The sequence below is a fragment of the Acetobacter orleanensis genome, assembly GCF_001581005.1.
GTDB lineage: Bacteria > Pseudomonadota > Alphaproteobacteria > Acetobacterales > Acetobacteraceae > Acetobacter > Acetobacter orleanensis.
On record NZ_LHZV01000065.1, the window covers coordinates 19,563 to 39,586 of the forward strand.

Here is a 20,024-nt window from a genome sequence, read left to right on the forward strand (position 1 = left end):
TACTGACATGGCAGCAGGAAAGCGGATAGCGCATGAACACCGTCACGCTCAAGGCAGACGCCGCTCGTCCGGCTGAGGAACAGCCGTCTTCTGCCCTTCCGTCTTTGGCTGTGCCGGGGGGGGAAGGGGCAGATTTTTCCGCAGGTCTACCCGGCACAACGCTGGTGTTGGGCGGTGCCCGGTCCGGCAAGAGCCGCCATGCGGAAGCTTTGATAATGGCCCTGCCTTCTCCGTGGATCTATCTAGCTACGGGCCGCGCGTTTGATGCGGAAATGCAGGAGCGTATCACCCACCATCGCACCAGTCGCGCGGAAGGCTGGCAGACGGTGGAAGAACCTTTCGCGGTGGCCGATGTTCTGCGTACGCATGCCACCCGTCCGCTGCTACTGGACTGTCTGACATTGTGGCTGACCAATCTGTTACTGGAAGAACGCAGCATTCCGGAGGCGACACAGGGGCTTCTTGCCGCGTTGGCGGAGCGTCGTGCTCCCACCGTTCTGGTGGGGAACGAGGTCGGTCTGGGGATCGTGCCGGAACACAAACTCGCCAGACAGTTTCGGGATGAGGCAGGCTTTCTCCACCAGCGTCTGGCCGCACAGGTGGGGAAGGTCCTGTTTATTGCAGCAGGTCTGCCGCTTGTTTTAAAGGCGCCGCCACCGGGTTGAGGCGGCGGCGCATAGGTTCAGATCTGGTCGACGGCTATACGGCCAATCGCCGGATCATCCGTAAAAAATCCGTCCAGCCCCATATCAAGATACCGGCGGATTTCCGCAACAGAGCCGGGCACGTTGCGGGCCGTAAGTGCATCGCCATTGCGGAGCTGGCGCGGCAGGAAATAGTTTTCCGGGCGGCAGGTATAGGCATGCACCAGCAGGCCAGCCGCATGGGCATCCGTCACCAGAGACGTCGGCTCAAGCCACCCCCCCTGTGCATCGCGCGGGATCAGATCGGTCAGGGAAGGGCCGATAACATCCGCATAACGCCGCACGGATTTCAGGCCCGCCGGGGTCATCAGGTCCCCAAAGGTGGTTTTGTCCCCTTTGGCGGCTAGATCCGGTGGGACGTCCGTGCGTTCACCCAGCAACAGCATCAGCCGCGCCTGCGGGTTGATGGCGCGGACATCCGCACCAATGCGCTGAAGGTTTCCGGTCTCGAAGGACTGTACTTCCAGCGGTGCGGTGCGGGTGTATTCATGGGCTGCAATGGTGCGGAGGAACAGGGCTTCCGGGTCAAACCCCAGCGCGTGGAAATGCGTGGAATGTTTGATTTCAGGAATAAGTCCCAGAATCCGGCCACGTGTGGCGGATTCCGCCGCCACAAAATCAATCATTTCCTCAAAGGTCGGAATGTCAAAATGCCCGTCGTAGCGGGTATTATGCACACGCAGGCTGGCCAGACGTTCTTTGGCTCGCAGAGTTTTTAATTCCGCGAGGGTAAAGTCGGTCGTAAACCAGCCGGTGGCTGTTCTGCCATCAATGGTTGCAGTGCGCTTGCGGCTGGCAAATTCCGGCCGCTGCGCCACGTCTGTTGTCTCGGCAATATTGGTTTCATGGCGGCAGATCATCACGCCATCTTTGGTCATGACCAGATCAGGCTCGATAAAATCCGCGCCATCCGCAATGGCTTTGGCGTAGGAGGCCAGCGTGTGTTCCGGCCGCTGGGCAGACGCCCCCCGGTGTGCGAACACCAGCGGACGTGGCGCGATGGAAGGAGCCGCATCCGCCCGCCGTACCCCGCCGCAGAATGCGGCGGCGCAGGAGGCAACCAGAACGGAACGGCGAGAAAAATGCTGCATCAGACCGCCCTTAGAACGTGGTGCTCAGCGTCAGGAAATACATCCGTGGCGCAATGGGGAACGCCGAATACTGGCCAGAGGCGTTGGTGGTGTTCAGCGTAGACCAGCCTTTTTCATTTGTCAGGTTGGTAATGTTCCCCTGCACATGCAGCGCGCGGATGTGGGGAATACCCTTAAAGTCATATCCGGCATTCAGGCTGAACAGCGCGTAGGCGCTGGCATGCAGATCGTTGGTGAAGGTCGTGTAGCGTTTACCCACCACGTCACCCACAAACTGCGCGTCAAAATTGCCCCAGCGGGTGGAGGCCACGAATTTTTCCGTCCAGTTGGGCACGCCCGCCACGTTCTTGCCGGCGGTCTGCACCGTCGTCGTGCCGTTCAGGTAGTTATCGTTGTAGGTCGATTTGTTATAGGACAGCGCGTTGTAGAAGGAGAAATGTGGGCCAAACTGCGCGGTGAAGGAGAAGTCCATCCCATCGGTGGAGACCGAGCCCACGTTGGTCAGCGTGGTGGCGCTGCCGATAATGGAAGAGAGCGTCTGCGTTGTGGCGACGGCCAGCAGACGGTTTGAGAAATGCACGTGGTAATATTCAAGCTGGCCGCTGATATTGGTCAGAGGGCCGGCGTTCAGGTGGCGGTTGGTCCGGAAACCGGTTTCATACGTCCAAGATGTTTCCGGCTTGCCATTTTTGCGGAATTCATCAAACGCCTGCTGGCTGGTCACACCCCACGGGGTGGCGTTGCCATAACCTGCGGCTTCAAAGGACCGCATGTTTTCCTGAATATTGGCAAACCACTGTTCATGCGGGGTGATATTCCACAGCGCACCAAACGCGGGCAGGAACGGTTTGACGGAGGCAATGGTGCCACCGGGCACGGTAATGGCGGTTTTGGGAGAAAGTGACCCCGGCAGACCTGCCACCGGCAATGTACCATTGGTATAAACCAGCTCGGACTTAAATCCGGCATTTAGCGCGAAATTCTTGCTAACCTGCCATGTGTCCTGCAGGTGCGTAGTCCATGTGTTGGTGTAAAAATTGTTGGTGTACTGGTCAATTAGTGCATTCTGCTGACGATCATACGGGGTGGTGGGGTTGCTGGCGCTAAACGGATACCAGCGGCGCGCCTGCGTGTTGTTGTTGCGCTCATACCAGCCGCCCAGTTCAATAGTGTGGTGGCCCAGATGGTAGTGCAGGTTGGTCATGATCCCGCCACGGTTATCCCAGTATTCCGTGGTACGGGTTGCAATGCCAGTGCCGCCAAACACGTTGGAAAGCTGGGCGGAGCTCTGGTTGGGGAAGTAGGAGGAGAATAGGGCCGGCAGACCCGCCGCAGTAATGGGGCCAGCCACCACGCCTTCACCCAGATCATGATGGTAATAGATCTGCGTGTCCCATTTCAGATTTTTTGTGAAATCATGGGACCACTTGGTGTACATTAAATAGTCTTCGCGCTGGGCTGCGGAATAGTAGTTTCTGTAGTTCAGGCCAGCATTTTTATATTGAGGAGAATTATTATAGTAATTGATGGCTTCCGACATGTTGGGATACATGAAGGGGCGGACATACAGGGAGCCGCCATTGGGCATTACAATGCTGTCTTCGTTCGGCTCGACCTTCTGTGCCCAGTCGAAAAACACGCTGATCTTGTTTTTCTCGTCTTCATGCACGAACTTGGCGTTGACCTGATTGCCCCCCTGATGCCCGGCAAAATCCCACGCCCGCGCATCCTGACGCCCCCATGAGACATAGGCGGAATTGCCGTTGCCAAAATCTCCAGTGTCAATTCGCGCAAAGGTGCGGAAGGTGGACCAGCTTCCGAAGGTCTGGTTCAACTGCCCACCAGCATGATGCAGCGGGTCCTGCGTGGTAAACTGCAACGTGCCGCCAAGGTTACTGGTGGAGGCCGTGCCCAGCGCGCCAGCACCTGTCGCCACGGAGGCCGAGCCGATGTTTTCACTAATGGCGGCGCGCTGTGGCGTCAGGCCGTTATAATTGCCATAATCCTGATCTCCCAGTGGCACGCCATCCAACGTATAGCCAAGCTGGTTTTTTGAAAAACCGTGGATGAACAGGGCGGAGTTTTGCTCGTTGTTGCCCCATGGGTCCGCATTGGTGAAGACAACGCCCGGCAGAATTTCCAGCGCCTTAAGCGGGTTGATACCCGGCAGGAGGCGCTGCATTTCCGCATGGCCTACTGTCTGTTCAGACCGGCTGTGACGGCCCGTGGCAATAATCTGTTCCGATTCCTTTGCGCGCGCCGGGCTTGATGTTTTCGCTGTCCGTCGTGGAACGCCAGTAACGCGGGGTGCAAGAGCCTGTGTTGCGCCATGCGTTGCCTTGACTGGCATAGTTTTTGCGGAGGCATGCTTTACTGCATGGTGGCTTTTTGAAACCGGCGCAGCATAGCCGGTTGAAAATGCCAGAGGAGAGCAGAAGAGCCACAGGGCGGCCCGACGAGACACAGGGAAAAGACGCATGGAGATATGACAATCCTGAAAAGGTTGGTGGATCCCGAATGGTCTCTTAAGAGAAAGCTTCACGCGATTGTGTTACAGTTTTATTGTAATGTTTTTTAAAATTCATTTTATATATTGATTGCTATTATTTCCGTTTTTGCTATTTTTATTCTGGTTTCTATGCTGCATTAAAGCCGATACAATTAAATTAACAAATGTTAATTATTTTTGTAAGCTGTATTTAGCAGAATTTTAGATACAAAATTTTTGAGTCTTTTATTTAGGTGACTTTCAATCTTGTCCGAAACAGCCACCCCCGTTCTTTCCAACGCCTCCGCACCGCAGGCTGATACTCCGGCTCAGGTGGTGTCGTCTGCGCCTGCTCAAACTGTGGCACAGTCATCAGGTACGCCCTCTCCGGCGAGTCAGCCTGCTTACCTCGCGCCTCCTGCACAGTTGGCGATGGAAGGTCCGCATGGCATTCGCTATGATTTCAACCTCGGGGCGCGAGTCTTTGTGCCTGAGCGGAAAGAGGGGAAATGGCGGGTCATCCTGCGGGATATGGATACAGGGAATATTCTCTTCAGTCATGAAGCCAACGGGGCTACGATTGCGTCCAGCAAACGCTATTATATCCGCTTCAAGATTGAAGTGATTGATATCGGGGCAGATGGTGTTGAGAGACCGGTTTTCGAGCATGAGTATGATGCGCGCGGTCAGGATGTTATCATCCAGCTACCGGTCGGCACGCTGGGAGATACGCTGGCATGGTTCCCCTATGTGGAACGGTTTGCGGAAGTGCGCGGCGCAAAGGTCACCTGCCTGCTCTCAGGTCTCATTCTCCCGCTGTTGAAGGACGCGTACCCTAATCTCACTCTTATGACCTCCGCTGATGCAGAGCAGGCAGGGATTGCAGCCAAATCTTACGCGACCTACTGCATCGGCCTGTTTTTTGATGATAAAGATTGCATCCAGCAGCCTACAGATTTCCGGTTTGTTGGCTTGCATCGCACAGCGGGTTACATTCTGGGTGTCTCTCCGCACGAGGAAGCGCCCCGTCTCCATCTTCCAGATGAAAGCCGGCCGATTGCAGAACCGTATGTCTGTATTGCGGTGCAGGCCAGTACTCAGTGTAAATACTGGAATAACCCCACCGGTTGGCAGGATGTCATCGCGTTTCTGAAGGAAAAAGGCTACCGGGTTATCTGTATTGACCAGAAATCGGTGCATGGCACAGGGCTTATCTGGAACCATATTCCACATGGCGCGGAAGATGAAACAGGTAATCGTCCACTGGCTGAGCGCGCGCGCTGGCTGAAACATGCGGATGCGTTCATTGGTCTCAGTTCCGGTCTTGCGTGGCTTGCATGGGCTGCGGGGACTGAGGTTGTAATGATTTCAGGCTTTACTCATCCCACCAATGAGTTTGAAACACCGTACCGCGTTATAAACTGGCATACCTGCAATTCCTGCTGGAATGACCCGAAGGAACGGTTTGACCATCACAACTTCTTGTGGTGCCCTCGTCATGAAAACACACCGCGCCAGTTTGAATGCACGCGTCTCATTACCAGTGAGCATGTTATCAATAAACTGAAAAAGCTGTTCGCCTGACAGTGTGTGGGGCACGCTACGTGCCTCTTGCATCCCTCTCGTGATGATGCTCTCTCCTTAAAGATCATAAGGCAACGCGATGTTGGCTTGTGCGTTGTTCCAAAAGGGGAGAAGCGCAATGTCACAGGATTTTATCAACACACAGCTTCTGGTGGCCGGGCAATGGCAAGACGCGGCGGATGGCCGCACTTTTTCTGTCTTCAACCCTGCAACCGGTGAGGGAATCGGTAAAAGTGCTCATGCCTCCAAGGCAGACCTCGCCTGCGTAACGGCAGGTGCCGCTCAGGGTTTTGCTGCATGGCGGGCCCTTACAGCGTGGGATCGCTTTGTCATCATGCGTAAAGCCGCCAATCTGCTGCGTGAGCGGGCAGAGAGTATTGGCCGCATCATGAGCCGCGAGCAGGGCAAGCCACTTGAGCAGGCCATTATCGAAATCAACGGAGCGGCTGGCGTTATAGAGTATTTCGGTGAGGAAGGTCGCCGCCTTCATGATACGCTTATTCCTCCGCGGGTGCCTAATGTGGAACAGCGCGTCCTGCATCGCCCGGTAGGGGTGGTCGCTGCGTTTACGCCATGGAATTTCCCCGTCAATCAGATAGCCCGGAAACTGGGTGCTGCTCTGGCTGCTGGATGTGCGGTGATTGTCAAGGCACCGGAAGACACCCCGGCCTCCCCTGCGGAATTGCTGCGGGCGTTCTGTGATGCTGGCATTCCTGCCGGGACTGTCTCTCTGGTCTATGGCGACCCGGCTGAAATTTCCGAATATCTTATTGCTCATCCCGTTGTACGCAAAATTTCTTTCACAGGGTCCACACCTGTTGGCAAACATCTCGCTGCTCTCGCGGGTGCGCAAATGAAGCCTGTGACGATGGAACTGGGTGGCCATGCCCCGGTGATCGTGTGTGAGGATGCGGATCTGGACGCTGCGGCACAGCGCCTGTGCGCAGCTAAATTCCGCAATGCCGGGCAGGTGTGCATCGCGCCGACGCGCTTCCTGCTGCATAAAAATATTGCCGCCAGTTTTGTGGACAAGTTCAAGACGCAGATGAACACGCTCAAAATCGGCTCTGGTCTTGATGCGGGTATCACCATGGGGCCAGTCATCAATGAACGCCGCCTGAAAGCTCTGAACGATCTGGTAGCTGATGCGCGGGACAAAGGGGCCACTCTCTGGCAGGCCGATGTGCCTCTTCCTAATAAAGGGTTCTTTTTTGCCCCAACACTGGTGCTCAACCCCAATTTGTCCATGCGGATGATGCAGGAAGAGCCGTTTGGCCCGATTGCCATAATATCTGAATTTACGGATCTGAAAGACGCCGTGCAGGAAGCTAACCGTCTGCCCTATGGTCTGGCCGCTTACGCCTATACTCGTAATGAGCGGACAGAGCGCCTGCTGGGTGAACAGGTGGAGGTGGGGATGATTGCCATCAATCATCATGGGCTGGGTGTGCCGGAAGTGCCTTTTGGTGGCATTAAAGAATCCGGCTACGGTACGGAAGGCGGCCCGGACGCTGTGCGGGCACACACATTGATTAAATTTGTCTCAACAGAGCAAGATAACAAGGCTCTGTAATCTGCACAATTCTGCTGTATTTTCAGCATAAAAAAGACCTCTTGAGGGGGCATTTCCACACACAGATCATGTGGAGCCATCCGTTACTTTGTAAAATAGTCCTGCTGATTTAAATTTTTAAAATCAGCAGGATTTTTTTATCCTGAAAACTCTCCAGACACCCTAACTTTCCCAGAGTGCTGATCAACTCTGGGTATGGAAAGTGTTTGTAAAGCAATCAGGCGTTATTGGAGATCAGATGGTATTTAAGTCGAGGAATGAGTTGATTGGATGATTTACACATTTTTTTATAACGAGCGGGAAAATTTTTTTCCTATCTATGAGAAAATTCTTATATCTCGGAAGGTGTTTTTTGGAAACCATCAGGAATGGCTTCAGGCCCTTCGGGTGGACCCGCAGGAAGACCGTTACGACCGCGACTGGAATCCGTTTTATATCGTTTCGATAGAAGAGGCGACGGGTACTATCGCCTCGGTTCGTGTATTGCCAACCACTGGCCCGACTATGTTGCGGCAGGATTTTGCCCGTTATTTTCCGGGCTGTCCTGATATTATCAGTCCTGATGTCTGGGAGCTTTCCTGGTTCTGCACCACGGCGGATACAGCGTCTCCGGTTGGCCGGAACTTGATGCTTGATGTCTTGAAAACTCTGTGTGACTACGCTCTTGCTAACGGGGTGAAGCAGGTTATTGGAACATACCCCCAGTCCAGACTGCGCCTTTATAGGCGTCTGAAAATATCTCCCTCTGTTATTCGCTGTGGTGATATTAATGGGCATGAGTTCTGCGTTAGTGTTCTGGACATCAACCTGCTGACATTGCGGCACCTGACGGAACTCCGGCTCAGTCCTTTTTGAAGATCCCTGCGTATTTGTAATGATCGAGCGATGATATACAGACGTATGCTGCTTATCTGGCCAAGACTATAGGATTAGAAGCAGCGCCATGACACGATTTAAACAGACGGCACCGACGTTCATACTGCCAAGAGTGTTGCAGGATCTTGTCTGGGCCATTACACAAGCCCAGACGCTTGAACAGCTTTCGGCTGTCTTGCTCTCAATTCCAGAAAAATGCAATATGCTTCATGTTGTTTATTATTTTTCTGGGTTAGGCGATAAATTGCTAAACCCGAGCAATTTTACCTGCACCAGCTATCCTGTAGAATGGCAAAAGCGTTACTATATGCAGGATTACATGCATGTGGACCCGGTCATGCAGCGGAGTCTGCAAAGCAGTCTGCCATTTGAGTGGCAACAGCTTGAAATTGAAAAAATACGCCGGGTTATAAAGTTTTAGCAGAAAGTTTGGATTTTGGCTTGGGTCAGGCTGCCCTGAGCGTTCCTTTGACAGGAGTGGACGGCTCGCGCGGGCTGTTTGTCATTACCAGTGCGGACCCGCATAAATTTGAAGGGCTGGCCCGTGTCAGCGCTGCACGGGATTATCAGATGTTGGCCAATTATGTGCATGAGGCCTATCTGCGGATCACGTCCTTTCGGTCTACTGGTGTGATAGACCTATCTGATGATGAAAAGTCCTGTCTGAAACTGGCGGCAGAAGGATTTCTGGGTAATGAAATTGCGCGAAAACTCAAGCTGTCAGAGTCGGTCGTGCGACTGTGTCTGCGCGTGGCCCGCCACAAGCTGGGAGCAGCCAGCACTGACATGGCAGTCCTCAACGCCATTCAGTTTGGTGTGCTTTAAACATGCTGCAAGTGCCTTAGCACTGGTCAGACTGTTTTAAGGTTTTTGTAGCTTTCCAGCGCTATGGCCCGCGCCTGCTTCAGGTCTACAATCGGGTGAGGATAGGTTGTGCCGGGCACAAAACGCAAATGGCGGCTAAGAGCCGCATCTATTTTCCACGGAGTATGAATCAGCTTATCCGGTAGGGCCGTCAGTTCTGGCACCCATGTGCGGATATAAGCGCCTGAAGGATCAAATTTTTCCGATTGCCCAACGGGGTTAAAAATACGGAACCAAGGGGAGGCATCAATGCCGGTTCCCGCACACCACTGCCAGTTCATGGCGTTTAGTGCCGGATCCGCATCCACCAGCCGTTCATAAAACCAGCGCTCGCCTTTCCGCCAGTCTGTTAGCAGGTGTTTGGTCAGAAAAGAGGCGACGACCATTCGTACCCGGTTATGCATGGTGCCGGTAGCGAGGAGTTCCCGCATTCCCGCATCGACCAGCGGGTAGCCGGTGCGTCCTTCCTTCCATGCGGTAAAGGCCTCTGCATCATTCTGCCACGGCATCTGGTCGAATTCGGAGCGTAGATTGCGGGTCGGCATATCGGGTTGATAGAAAAGTTGCATCCACCCAAAATCCCGCCAGCACAGTTCGGACAGAAACTTTTCCGTATTTGCATGGTCGCCACTGCGGGCTTGCGCCTGCCGCGCAGCGTGCCAGACCTGCCGGGGGGAAATCAGTCCGGCGCGCAGATAAGGGGAGAGGCCAGATGTGCCTTCTTGGTCCGGTCGGTCCCGACTTGTTTCATACTGCTCCAGCGTGTCTTCCAGAAAATTATCCAGACTGGTGCGCGCATCCTCCTCACTGCACGGCCAGTATTTTTTCGCCTCTGTTGCGTCGTTCGGCAACGTGGGTTGCAGCAAGGCTGCCGGAGCCAGATTTTTTTTAAAAGGCTTCGGTATCGGGGCAAATTCAATGGTAGGCGGGGCAGGCAGGGGGCGTCCGGGGTCGCCCAGTTCCCGCGCGGCTCGCCACCATGCCGTAAAAATTCGGTAGGGCTGCCCGGCTCCGGTCCTTACGGCCCATGGTTCATGGAGTAAACGGGCGGATAGCGAGTGGACGGTAACACCGTGTTCCGTCAGCGCGGCTTTCAGGTCCGTATCAATTTTTGTTCCGGTTGGATCATAGCGTCTGTTCCAGAAAACGTCTGTTACCTGAAAGGATTTCACAAGGTCTAGTACAACGGGAAGCGTTTCTCCGTGCGGGGCAAGTAGGGGCCCACCGTAATTATGGAGCGCGGTGGTTAATGCCTGAGCAGCCTGCGCAAGCCACCAGCCAATCACCCCTCCGGGCATGCAGGCCTCGTCCTGCACAGTGGCACAGAGCACGGGTTGTCCAGTGGCGCAGGCGGCATGCAGGGCCGGATTATCAGTCAGGCGGAAATCGTCCCGAAACAGGACAAGCACAGGGCGTTGGGAGGAAGATGTCATATCGGCAGAGTGCCGTCCTTCTTCTGTTTAGGCAACGGTTGGCGCGGGTCGTGGGAGAAGGGCTCGCCTAATGCAACCGTTTGTCGTTCCTGCCGTTAAAATCCTCTTCGTGCAGCGTGTGGAAAAATCCGTTAGAATACGGCAGACCCTCTCCATAAATAGCCAGAAGAAAAAGGAGTACTCCGCGCATGACCCAGTCCTGTTCCCCCACCGGATGTGGTCCGCTTACACCAGAGCAGGAACATATTCTTAAAGACCACGGTACGGAATATCCGGGGTCTAGCCCGCTGAATCATGAAAAACGTCCCGGCCTGTATCATTGTGCAGGGTGTGGCCAGACCTTGTTTGAGTCCGAGACCAAATATGAAAGTGGTAGCGGCTGGCCGTCTTTTTATGATGCCGTGCCCGGTGGTGTGGAAACCACGCAGGACACGCGTCACGGCATGGTGAGGACGGAAGTGCACTGCGCGTCCTGCAAAGGGCATCTGGGCCATGTCTTTCCAGACGGCCCGCTCCCCACAGGTCTCCGTTATTGCATGAATGGTCTGGCGCTTGATTTTCAGCCCTCTTGATTCCCGATCGGGCCATCCTATGTCCAGACCTATGACATATGCTCATACTATGGCCGGAAACGGCTCACATCACGCCGGGCCGCATACTGCGGAGGATGTCGCGCAGCGCCTGCGCCGTATCCGACGTCTGGCTTGGATTTTGGATGCCGCTTTCCGTTTACCGGGCACGCGTTTCCACGTGGGGGTCGATGCTCTTGTCGGCCTGCTGCCGGTTGGTGGCAGCGTGGTGATGGGCTGCGTCTCCCTTTATATCGTGTGGGAAGCGTGGCGTTTGCGCGCGCCGACAGGCTTGCTTGTTCGCATGATGGCAAACGTGCTGCTGGAAACGGCCGTTGATACCATTCCTGTGGTGGGGGATCTGTTTGACGCCGCTTATAAGGCCAATCTGCGCAATGTCGCTCTTCTGGAGCAGTATTTCGGGCATACACCCGGCCACACGTCGTAAAAACGGCGGATTTAGTGCGGTTGGGCTCCTATACCCCGGGTAAATAGGGCCCAAGCCTGCTCAAAAAAACTATTGCGTGCCGTAGCACTCTCTAGCGCCGTCATACCCAACAGATGCTGTTCTATCGCCCAGCCGGTTAACATACCCGTCCAGAGGCGGGCCGTAATGCAGTCGGCATGCCCGGCTTCAATCTGCCCGGCGGTTTCTGCCGCCTTCAGTAAGCGTATAAAATTCGCGTAAAACGGCTCGTCAATGTTTTCAACCGCATAGTCAATCAAGTTCGGATAGCGGTATCCATCTGCAATCAGAATACGATACGTGCTGAGTGCATCCGGCTGCAACACAAAGTCGAGCATCAGACGGCTGACATGCTTCAGTTCCTGGAGTGGGTCCTTCAGGGGTGTTTCCGACATGCTGCGCAGCACGGAGGCACAAAGATTGGTAATCACGGCTTTGAACAGCGCTTCTTTGGAGGCATAGCGTCGGTAGAGAGTCTGTTTGCTGGCGGACGCCTTACGGGCAATCTGGTCCACGGATGTCCCGGCGTAACCGTGTTCAACAAACAGGCTGGCGGCTACTTCCAGAAGGTGCTGGTCCAGTTGCTCCGTTCCGTAAGGCGTGGGCCGCCCGCACCGACGCTTCTTTCCCTCAAGGCAGGGATGCTCCATGTCCAGATGACTGGCAGCGTCAGATTTTGTCATAAAGCAACGGGCCTCAGGGAGCAGACGGGAAAAGCGTATCATATTATTTCGGAAGAGTGCTTACTCGCGTGTTTGAGCGCGAAACACAAGGCAGTGACTGCCTATCAGCCATCTTTTTCTATCATGCCCGGATCTGCCATGCTGATAAAGCTTTTCCTCACTTTGTCAGGTATGTGTGACATTTCACTCTCTCGCGTAGCGGCATAAAGCGGCGCAGGATCACGCAAGGCTGCCTCGGCATCTGGTAAGAGGGGCCGGGCAGCAGGAGAAGCACAACACCATGGCGCCGCCCCTTTCAGAAACACAGGATATATCAGGCAGTCCTGCCGCTCCCGCTGCGCCACCCACAGGCCCGCACCCTGCTCCGCCTGTGGGTGAGCGGCCCTCTGCGTCTGAAATCCCTGCTCTTGCTGCAATACAGACACTGGAGCACACGCTGGCGCGGTTTTACCGGCTTGTTGTGGTGGTTGTTGTGTTGGCCGTGCTTGGACTTATTATCAGCACGGGCGGTCCGGTGTTGATGGTTGTCTGTGCGTCCGCACTGGTAGCGGTGGTGCTGCATGGTGCGGCCCGTTGGATTACGCACCTCTTGCGTTTGCCAGAATGGCTGTCCGTACTCCTTTTGGTACTGGCTTTGATCGTGGCGGCCTCCGTGCTTGTTAAGGTCTTCGGGCCGGAAATTATGGTGCAGGCCGGGCATTTGCGCACGGCGTTGGTCTCACAGATCAGCACTTTGCATGACCGCCTGAATGGGGGCGCTTTTGGCCGTTTGATTTTGGACCATGTGCCTCAGTCTCTGGGTGGAAACCAGAGCGGGGCCGGTGGCCGCACGCAAGGGGTGGATTTTGCGGGGTCCATGACCAATGTGCTGACGTCCACTTTCGGCTCCGTCGGCACTATGATCGTCATTGTCATTGCCGGGATCTATTTTGCGCTTTCTCCACGGCTGTATGCCAACGGGATATTGAGGCTAACCCCAGAGAGGCACCGCTCATTGGTCCGCTCTCTCCTGCAAACCATTGCGCACACCCTTTCCGCATGGGTCGCCGGGCAAATGCTGGATATGACGGTGGTTGGCGTGCTGACATGGCTCGGCCTGTGGACCATCGGCATGCCTTTGGCTTTGCCTCTTGGGCTGGTAGCGGGCACAGCCAACTTCATTCCGTATTTAGGGGCATTTGTGGGCGCTATCCCTGCTTTGTTGATAGGCCTCTCCGTCGGCACACAGGAAGCGTTAATGGTGCTGGGCCTTTATACGGTCATTCAGGCGTTTGAAGGGTATATTATGTCTCCCTTTATCCAGAAGCGTGCTGTTAGTATGCCGCCAGCACTCACCATTCTCTCCCAGACCATTTTTGGTGCCTTTCTTGGCCTGTGGGGTTTTATTTTTGCCTCGCCCATTACGGCAGTTCTGCTAGCCGTCGCAACGCGCCTGTCCTCTCCGCTCAAAGAAAAAGATATGCTGTAAATCGCCCCTTTCTCCGCCTGCGTGCATGCTGCATAGGGAACGCGGACGACCGTGCAAAAGGGATAAACCGGCATGAACACGCGCAAGCCATTGGATGCAAAAGCCACCACCTTGATGGTAGGACTGTGCTTCTGCTTTGGTCTGCAACAGGTCGCCCTCAAAGCCTCAGCGCAGGATATGGCTCCGGTCCTGCAAATTGCCTTGCGTTCCGGCTTGGCTGCTCTGCTTGTGGTAGCCCTCATGCTTTCACGCCGTGAACGGTTTGTGCAGGTTGCACAGACATGGAAGCCCGGTCTGGCCGTGGGAGTGCTGTTCTTTCTGGAATATCTGTTTCTGGGGCAGGCCTTGCACTATACCTCGGCCTCCCGCTCCGTTGTCTTTCTTTACACTGCGCCTATTTTTACGGCGCTCATCCTGCATTTTCTGGAAGTCTCGGAACGAATGGCGCCTCTCCAGTGGGCGGGTATTCTGTTGGCTTTTGGCGGGATTGGCACCGCATTCTTTGGCCACCATACTGTAGCTGATACTGGGGGCGGGCAGGAGGCAGCTTTGTCATGGCTGGGAGATGTGTTGGCCCTGCTGGCCGGAGCAAGTTGGGGCGTTACAACCGTTGTTATCCGTATGTCCGGTCTTGCGAGAGTGCCCGCCAAGCAAACCCTGCTGTACCAGCTTGTGGGGGCATGCCTTTTACTGTTTCCAGTCGCTTTGTTGCTTCATCAGACAAGTGTGACCGTAACACCCATTCTGTTGCTCAGTCTGGTGTATCAGGTGTTTGTTCTCTCTTTCGTGGCGTTCCTGCTGTGGTTCTGGCTTTTGCGCCATTATCAGGCGTCGCGCATTGGTGTTTTATCTTTCATGACGCCCTTATTCGGCGTGTTGTTGGGAGCGGTGTTGCTGCATGAACCTGTGGAGCCGGGCTTTGTGTCTGGTGCGGTGCTGGTTGTTGCCGGGCTGGTTTTGGTCAGCGGGTATGGGTGGATTAGTCAAAGTCTGAGAAAAATCAGACTGGCCGGTAAAGGCTAAAAGAAAGTATCACATCGCTGAGACATGGCCCGATTTTTGCCCTGTATCTGTGCATAAAGGTGGTAATCGGCGCTTTTTTGTGCCTGTTTACTCTCTTTCTCGCCTTACCCCTGTTTCAGGAACCGGCCATGACCCTTCCCTCCGAGTATGCAAAATTCAAAACCCTCAGTCCGTTTGAGTTGAAAGATCAGCTTATCAAACTGGCATCCGGTCGGGCACAGCGCGCCATGCTGGATGCAGGGCGCGGCAACCCCAATTTTCTGGCTACACTTCCTCGGCAAGGGTTTTTTCAACTTGGCCTTTTTGCGAGTGCGGAATCCGAACTTTCTTTTTCCTATATGGCAGAAGGCGTTGGTGGCTTCCCCAGACGAGACGGAATAGAGGCGCGTTTCAACGCTTTCGTGGCAGACCACAAAGATGCACCCGGCGTTGCCTTCCTTCGCCGTGCACTCTCTTACGTGCGGGATCAGCTTGGTCTTTCTGCTGAAGGCTTCTTGCAGGAAATGACAGCGGGTATTCTGGGGTGCGACTATCCCACACCGCCACGGATGCTGAAATATTCGGAGCAGGTCGTGCGGCATTATCTGCTGCGCGAAATGGCAGGCGGCACCATGCCAGATGCCACAACGGATCTCTTCGCGCTGGAAGGCGGCACGGCGGCCATCAGCTATATTTTTGCTTCCTTGCGCGAGAATGGTCTGATCAGCCCCGGTGACAAAGCCGCCATCGGCATGCCTGTTTTTACGCCGTATGTGGAAATTCCGGAGCTTCGGGACTACCAGTTGCAGGAAGTTCCGGTTTACGCTGCGCCAGAAGCAGGATGGCAATATCCAGACAGCGAACTGGACAAACTGCTAGATCCAGCCATCAAGGTTTTTCTGGTGGTCAACCCCAGCAATCCGCCCTCGGTCAAAATGAACGATGCCGGGCTGGCCCGTATTGCAAACATTGTGAAAACCAAACGCCCAGACCTTATCATCGTCACGGATGATGTTTACGGTACTTTTGCAGATAATTTCAGGTCTCTTTATAGCGTATGCCCAGAAAATACCGTTCTGGTCTATTCTTTTTCAAAATATTTTGGCTCTACCGGCTGGCGACTAGGCGTTGTCGCCACGCACACGCAAAATGTGCTAGATCGCGCGCTGGCGGCTCTGCCTGAAGAGGAGAAGGAGGCGCTGGACAAGCGCTATGCTTCCCTTACACCGGATGTGCGTGGTCTGAAATTTATTGACCGTCTAGTAGCTGACAGCCGTAGCGTGGCGCTTAATCACACAGCAGGCCTTTCCACGCCCCAGCAAGTGCAGATGGTGCTGTTCGCTCTATTTGCTCTTATGGATGGGAGGGAAGCTTATAAAACCGCTTTGAAAAACCTGCTGCACCGACGCGAAATTGCACTTTACCGAGACCTCGGCGTCCCTGCACCCAATGATCCCGGCAGCACGCATTATTACACGCTGATAGACCTTAGCAACGTTGCCACCCAGCTTTACGGCACCCGCTTTGCCCGCTGGTTGATGACCCGCGTGGATTATCAGACAATCCTGTTCCGCATTGCGGAAGAAACCGGCGTGGTTCTGTTGCCGGGCGTTGGGTTCGCAGTGCGTCGCCCTTCAGCCCGCGCGTCTCTTGCTAACCTGAACGAATATCAGTACGCGGCCATTGGTGCTGCTCTTCGTCGTATGGCGGACGAGTATTACGAACGCTATAAACGTGAAAAAGCGACTGATGGAGCAGAACATAAAACAACAGGTCAGGACGTATCCTGACCTGCTATTCTGGTAAAAAATAAAAAAATTAGTGTCTGAAGTGTGAGTATTTTGAATACGCTTCAGAGTGAAAAAGCGCCACTCCCGTAAGAGTGGCGCTTTTTTAGTGGCTTAAGCGGAGAGTGCCATTGCCTGAGCTGTCAGTTCAGGCTCAACGCGATAAGCTTCAGCTGCATGTACTGTAATGATCAGCATACCCATTTTACTCTGTGTCTGTGCAGACAGCGGCAGCAAGGCATTGCCGTCGGTCCAGACAGGAGCGTTCTGACTGTTGCTTTCATACCAGCCATCCTGCGCGGCAGTTAGATGAGTCGTGATCCGACGCTGAACCGTGCTGCCAATGAAGCGGATTGTGCTGACAGATACGCCCAGAGCGCGGCGATCATCCACAAACGGTCCAATCACGTCGCTAGGACGGCTGGTGCGTGACACGATCCTGACAGCGTCTACGCCAGCCGGAAGCATGAAGCTATAAGCCCCATTGTCGTAACGGATCGGCCGAATGACAGCACCATTGCTCATGATGAGGTGTAGGTTTGCTTCCCGCGTCATTACTGGAACGCTGGTAGGCATCTGGCATCCTTCGACAACGCTTTCACGAGCTTCCAGAGCGTGGAACAAGGGTTCAACCACATTACGGGCCACGCATAGCGGCGCTGCGGCATCTTCTTCCCAGTTGCGTGTGCCGATAGCACGCAGTGCTGCAACAGCGCCTTCCTGACGGAAGGAGGAACGGTTCCCCGTATCAAGATAGCTTTCAGTCAGCATGCCATCCGCAGTGATGACGGAATGCTCTTCTGTTTCTACGTGGTAATAATCGTAAGACGTAATGCTTGTATCGTAGAAAATGGATCGACCATTGACCAGCATACGCACAGGAACAAAGCGTTCTTCAAAGAAGAGGCAATGTTCAGGCGTAATCAGCATATCTTTGTAAGGAACGCCGTCTGAAATGGCATTTTTGAGCACTCGTACAGGATAACCGGCCTCGTCTACCGGAACGCTAGAGCGTGCGGTAGTGTGTGCTTTGGCGACCCAGACGACGGATCTGGTGACTTCGCGATTATTCTTCCAGTCAAATACTGAAATCTGTGTGCCTAGAGAGATATTTTCAATCGCGACATCGCCGTTGGGTGTACGGATCATGCTGCCGGACAGGAAGCAGGCTGTAAAATTACCATCTTCAATCAGCCAACCATGGTTGGATGGGTCTTCCACAATCTTGGTTGTGGAGGGCACGTATCCTGCCGCTGGCGTAATGCTGCCGTAGGTTACTGTCTGGCCGTTCGTAAGTTTGACGGTGAGCGTATAGGAGGTATCGTCTGAGTTTGGCGTGTAAACCGCAGAAACAGGTTTTGCAGTCAGGTTTGCAATGCCGAATATGGTGTTTTGAGAAACACCGTTCAGCACAACATTGCCCGCATTTGCTTTATCGCCAGAATCATTAATATAGACGGTGTTCACCGTTGTGGGGTCAACGTTAATGGTGACGGCGCTTGAGTAGCTGATCCCGGGCTGAGCAAACAGCGTGCTGTTCTTTGCCATATTGATCGTGCCGCCCTGTACCCAGACAGGCTTATCCACGGTTCCAAGTGAGGCGTTGATCAGATTCAAAGTGCCACCGTTGTTCAGGGCACCGTTATCCAGGGTTACATTCCCCTGATTGTTCATGATGGTAATCGTGCCACTCTCACGATTCATCGTGACGCCACCCAGTTCAACATTGGATGGAGTGTCAATAATGATGCTGCCGCTATTTTCAAAACCAGCGGTGGCAAACACGTTGCCGACGTAGCCGGAGCCCGCCTGTGCGGTAATTTTCAGAACACCGCTTTGCCAAATGCTCAGGCTGCGGATCTGGTTATAATCGGCGACATTATCAACAACAATGCTCGGTGCAGCTGTGCTGTCCATGACACCGATATTGACGTCCGCATTCTGCTGGGATTGCGGGATGGGGTTGTCAGTCCAGTAATCCGTATTGGACGTGTCAACAACGTGCCCATTGCTATCAAGAAGTGTCCAGTTTTTGAAATCGTTCCAGTCGCTGGAGTTCGCACCCGTCCACTGCCAGCTCATATCGTGTTGATGGAAGCTTTCAGGTGTACTGATATACTGGGATGTATCACCGCCAGCATTGGTTGCGTTTGTTGCAACCGCTGTCATCTGCTGATGGAGAGAGTTGTCGGTGTAATGACCGCCTGTTCCACCAATAGATGAGGTGTCTTCAATATCCCAGCCAGATGTAGCGCTATCCTGAACAATGGTAAGCTTCGCGGGAGGCGTATAGCCTTCTGCCATATGGAGAGCATTATATGTCAGATTACTGCCATTAGCCATCGTGATTTGAAGGGTATAAGACCCATCTTGATTGGCTGTATATGTAGCAGACGTTGGGGCCGTGTTTAGTCCAGCAATACCAAAACGAGTGTTTTCTGAAACACCATTGATAACGGCTGTCTGATTATTTGTGCCGTCGATCCCTGTGTTCAGGAAGCCATTATCCTGCATGTAAATTGTATTAACTGTTGCAGGATCAACGTTGAGAGTGGCTCCGTAACCGGAGTTCAGGAAAATACTACTATTGTTTTGGAGGTTGACCGTCCCACTGACCCAGACTGGCTGGCCTGCATTGCCAAGAGATGCGTTAATCAGATTAACAGTGCCACTGCTGTTCAGGTTACCATCATCAAAAATCACATTTCCATGATTGTTCATGATCGTGATTGTGCCGTTGTCACGATTCATAGTGACACCGCCAAAATCTACACGAGACGGCGTATCCACAATAATTGTGCCATCGTTTTCAAAACCTGCAACGGCAAAAACATTGCCGTGGGTTCCGTTGGATCCCTGAGCGGTAATTTTGAGTGTACCGCTTTGCCAGACGCTCAGGCTACGGAACTGGTTATAAATAGGCGCATTGGCAACAATCGTAACGGGTGATGTCGAATTCCCGCTGGCCCCTACGTTAACGTCAGCATTCTGCTGTGACTGCGGAATTGCCGGTGACCCAGTTGTCGATGTGTCTACAACATGACCGGCACTATCAAAAAGCGCCCAGTTTTCTGAATTGCTCCAATCCCCGGTTGGACCGCCTACCCAACGCCATGACATGTCATGATGATGGTAGCTTGTCTCACCATTTTGATACTGGTCAACACTACCGCCTACGGAGACTGAATTGTTTTCGATTTGTTGAAAGTCAACAGATGAAATTGGTGTCTCGCCCATCTCATATTTCCTAATTTATGCAAATGGGCATTAATTAATATTCTAAATATGGATTTATGTTTTTCTTGAACTAACAATTCTTATCAGATATTAATTTTATCGTTTTTTTAACAATAAAAACACGATGCGTTGTGTTTGCATAAATCAGGATTAAAATTAATACGAATCTAAATTATGAAACATTTTCGGGCATGTTGAG

General features: G+C 53.6%; 16 protein-coding genes. 11 read left to right on the top strand and 5 right to left on the bottom strand.

The genetic code is table 11. The features are described from left to right. Positions 1-32 precede the first annotated feature (32 nt). Positions 33-665, top strand: a complete 633-nt coding sequence (gene cobU / locus AD949_RS10060) for a bifunctional adenosylcobinamide kinase/adenosylcobinamide-phosphate guanylyltransferase (RefSeq protein WP_082064656.1) — start codon at positions 33-35, stop codon at positions 663-665. Between the two features lie 17 nt (positions 666-682). Here cobU and AD949_RS10065 read toward each other — a convergent pair whose 3' ends face one another. Both AD949_RS10065 and AD949_RS10070 read right to left on the bottom strand, forming a co-directional pair. Continuing rightward, positions 683-1,795, bottom strand: a complete 1,113-nt coding sequence (locus AD949_RS10065; protein ID WP_048835539.1) for a glycerophosphodiester phosphodiesterase — start codon at positions 1,793-1,795, stop codon at positions 683-685. A 10-nt stretch (positions 1,796-1,805) separates the two neighbouring features. After that, the gene (locus AD949_RS10070) at positions 1,806-4,274 is read right to left on the bottom strand and encodes a TonB-dependent receptor (protein WP_048835538.1); all 2,469 of its coding nucleotides are present in this window, start codon (positions 4,272-4,274) and stop codon (positions 1,806-1,808) included. Positions 4,275-4,616: 342 nt separating this feature from the next. Here AD949_RS10070 and AD949_RS10075 point away from each other — a divergent pair, with 342 nt between their 5' ends. From AD949_RS10075 to AD949_RS10095, 5 genes are all read left to right on the top strand, one after another. Further along, positions 4,617-5,867: an autotransporter strand-loop-strand O-heptosyltransferase gene (locus tag AD949_RS10075; protein WP_048835623.1), complete on the top strand. Its 1,251-nt coding sequence runs from the start codon at positions 4,617-4,619 to the stop codon at positions 5,865-5,867. Positions 5,868-5,985: 118 nt separating this feature from the next. Next, complete coding sequence (locus AD949_RS10080) at positions 5,986-7,440, top strand: NAD-dependent succinate-semialdehyde dehydrogenase (protein ID WP_048835537.1); 1,455 nt, start codon at positions 5,986-5,988, stop codon at positions 7,438-7,440. A gap of 270 nt (positions 7,441-7,710) precedes the next feature. After that, positions 7,711-8,295, top strand: coding sequence for an acyl-homoserine-lactone synthase (locus AD949_RS10085; RefSeq protein WP_048835536.1), 585 nt, complete (start codon positions 7,711-7,713; stop codon positions 8,293-8,295). Positions 8,296-8,383: 88 nt separating this feature from the next. Beyond that, positions 8,384-8,737 (top strand): autoinducer binding domain-containing protein, encoded by a 354-nt coding sequence (locus AD949_RS14645; protein ID WP_082064655.1) that lies wholly within the window; start codon positions 8,384-8,386, stop codon positions 8,735-8,737. 47 nt (positions 8,738-8,784) lie between these two features. Then, positions 8,785-9,141: a LuxR C-terminal-related transcriptional regulator gene (locus tag AD949_RS10095; protein WP_257007533.1), complete on the top strand. Its 357-nt coding sequence runs from the start codon at positions 8,785-8,787 to the stop codon at positions 9,139-9,141. A 26-nt stretch (positions 9,142-9,167) separates the two neighbouring features. On the opposite strand, the gene AD949_RS10100 is transcribed toward AD949_RS10095, so the two are convergent. Then, positions 9,168-10,613 (bottom strand): cryptochrome/photolyase family protein, encoded by a 1,446-nt coding sequence (locus tag AD949_RS10100; protein ID WP_048835533.1) that lies wholly within the window; start codon positions 10,611-10,613, stop codon positions 9,168-9,170. 188 nt (positions 10,614-10,801) lie between these two features. On the opposite strand from AD949_RS10100, the gene msrB reads away from it, so the two are divergent. Continuing rightward, positions 10,802-11,185 carry a peptide-methionine (R)-S-oxide reductase MsrB gene (gene msrB, locus AD949_RS10105; RefSeq protein ID WP_048835532.1) on the top strand — a complete coding sequence of 128 codons (384 nt, stop codon included), beginning with the start codon at positions 10,802-10,804 and terminating at the stop codon, positions 11,183-11,185. A gap of 19 nt (positions 11,186-11,204) precedes the next feature. Beyond that, on the top strand, positions 11,205-11,630 hold the full coding sequence (locus AD949_RS10110; protein WP_371277360.1) for a DUF4112 domain-containing protein: 426 nt from the start codon (positions 11,205-11,207) through the stop codon (positions 11,628-11,630). Positions 11,631-11,641: 11 nt separating this feature from the next. Here the strand turns inward: AD949_RS10110 and AD949_RS10115 are convergent, their stop codons facing one another. Further along, positions 11,642-12,331, bottom strand: a complete 690-nt coding sequence (locus tag AD949_RS10115; RefSeq protein WP_244463325.1) for a TetR/AcrR family transcriptional regulator — start codon at positions 12,329-12,331, stop codon at positions 11,642-11,644. Between the two features lie 280 nt (positions 12,332-12,611). Between AD949_RS10115 and AD949_RS10120 the strand changes: the two genes are divergently transcribed. From AD949_RS10120 to AD949_RS10130, 3 genes are all read left to right on the top strand, one after another. Continuing rightward, the gene (locus tag AD949_RS10120; RefSeq protein WP_082064653.1) at positions 12,612-13,799 is read left to right on the top strand and encodes an AI-2E family transporter; all 1,188 of its coding nucleotides are present in this window, start codon (positions 12,612-12,614) and stop codon (positions 13,797-13,799) included. 72 nt (positions 13,800-13,871) lie between these two features. Further along, complete coding sequence (locus AD949_RS10125) at positions 13,872-14,822, top strand: DMT family transporter (protein ID WP_048835530.1); 951 nt, start codon at positions 13,872-13,874, stop codon at positions 14,820-14,822. A 128-nt stretch (positions 14,823-14,950) separates the two neighbouring features. Then, complete coding sequence (locus AD949_RS10130) at positions 14,951-16,591, top strand: bifunctional aspartate transaminase/aspartate 4-decarboxylase (protein WP_048835529.1); 1,641 nt, start codon at positions 14,951-14,953, stop codon at positions 16,589-16,591. A gap of 111 nt (positions 16,592-16,702) precedes the next feature. Here the strand turns inward: AD949_RS10130 and AD949_RS10135 are convergent, their stop codons facing one another. After that, entirely contained in the window at positions 16,703-19,825 is a 3,123-nt protein-coding gene (locus AD949_RS10135; protein WP_048835528.1) for a Hint domain-containing protein, read from the bottom strand. Between the last annotated feature and the right edge of the window lie 199 nt (positions 19,826-20,024).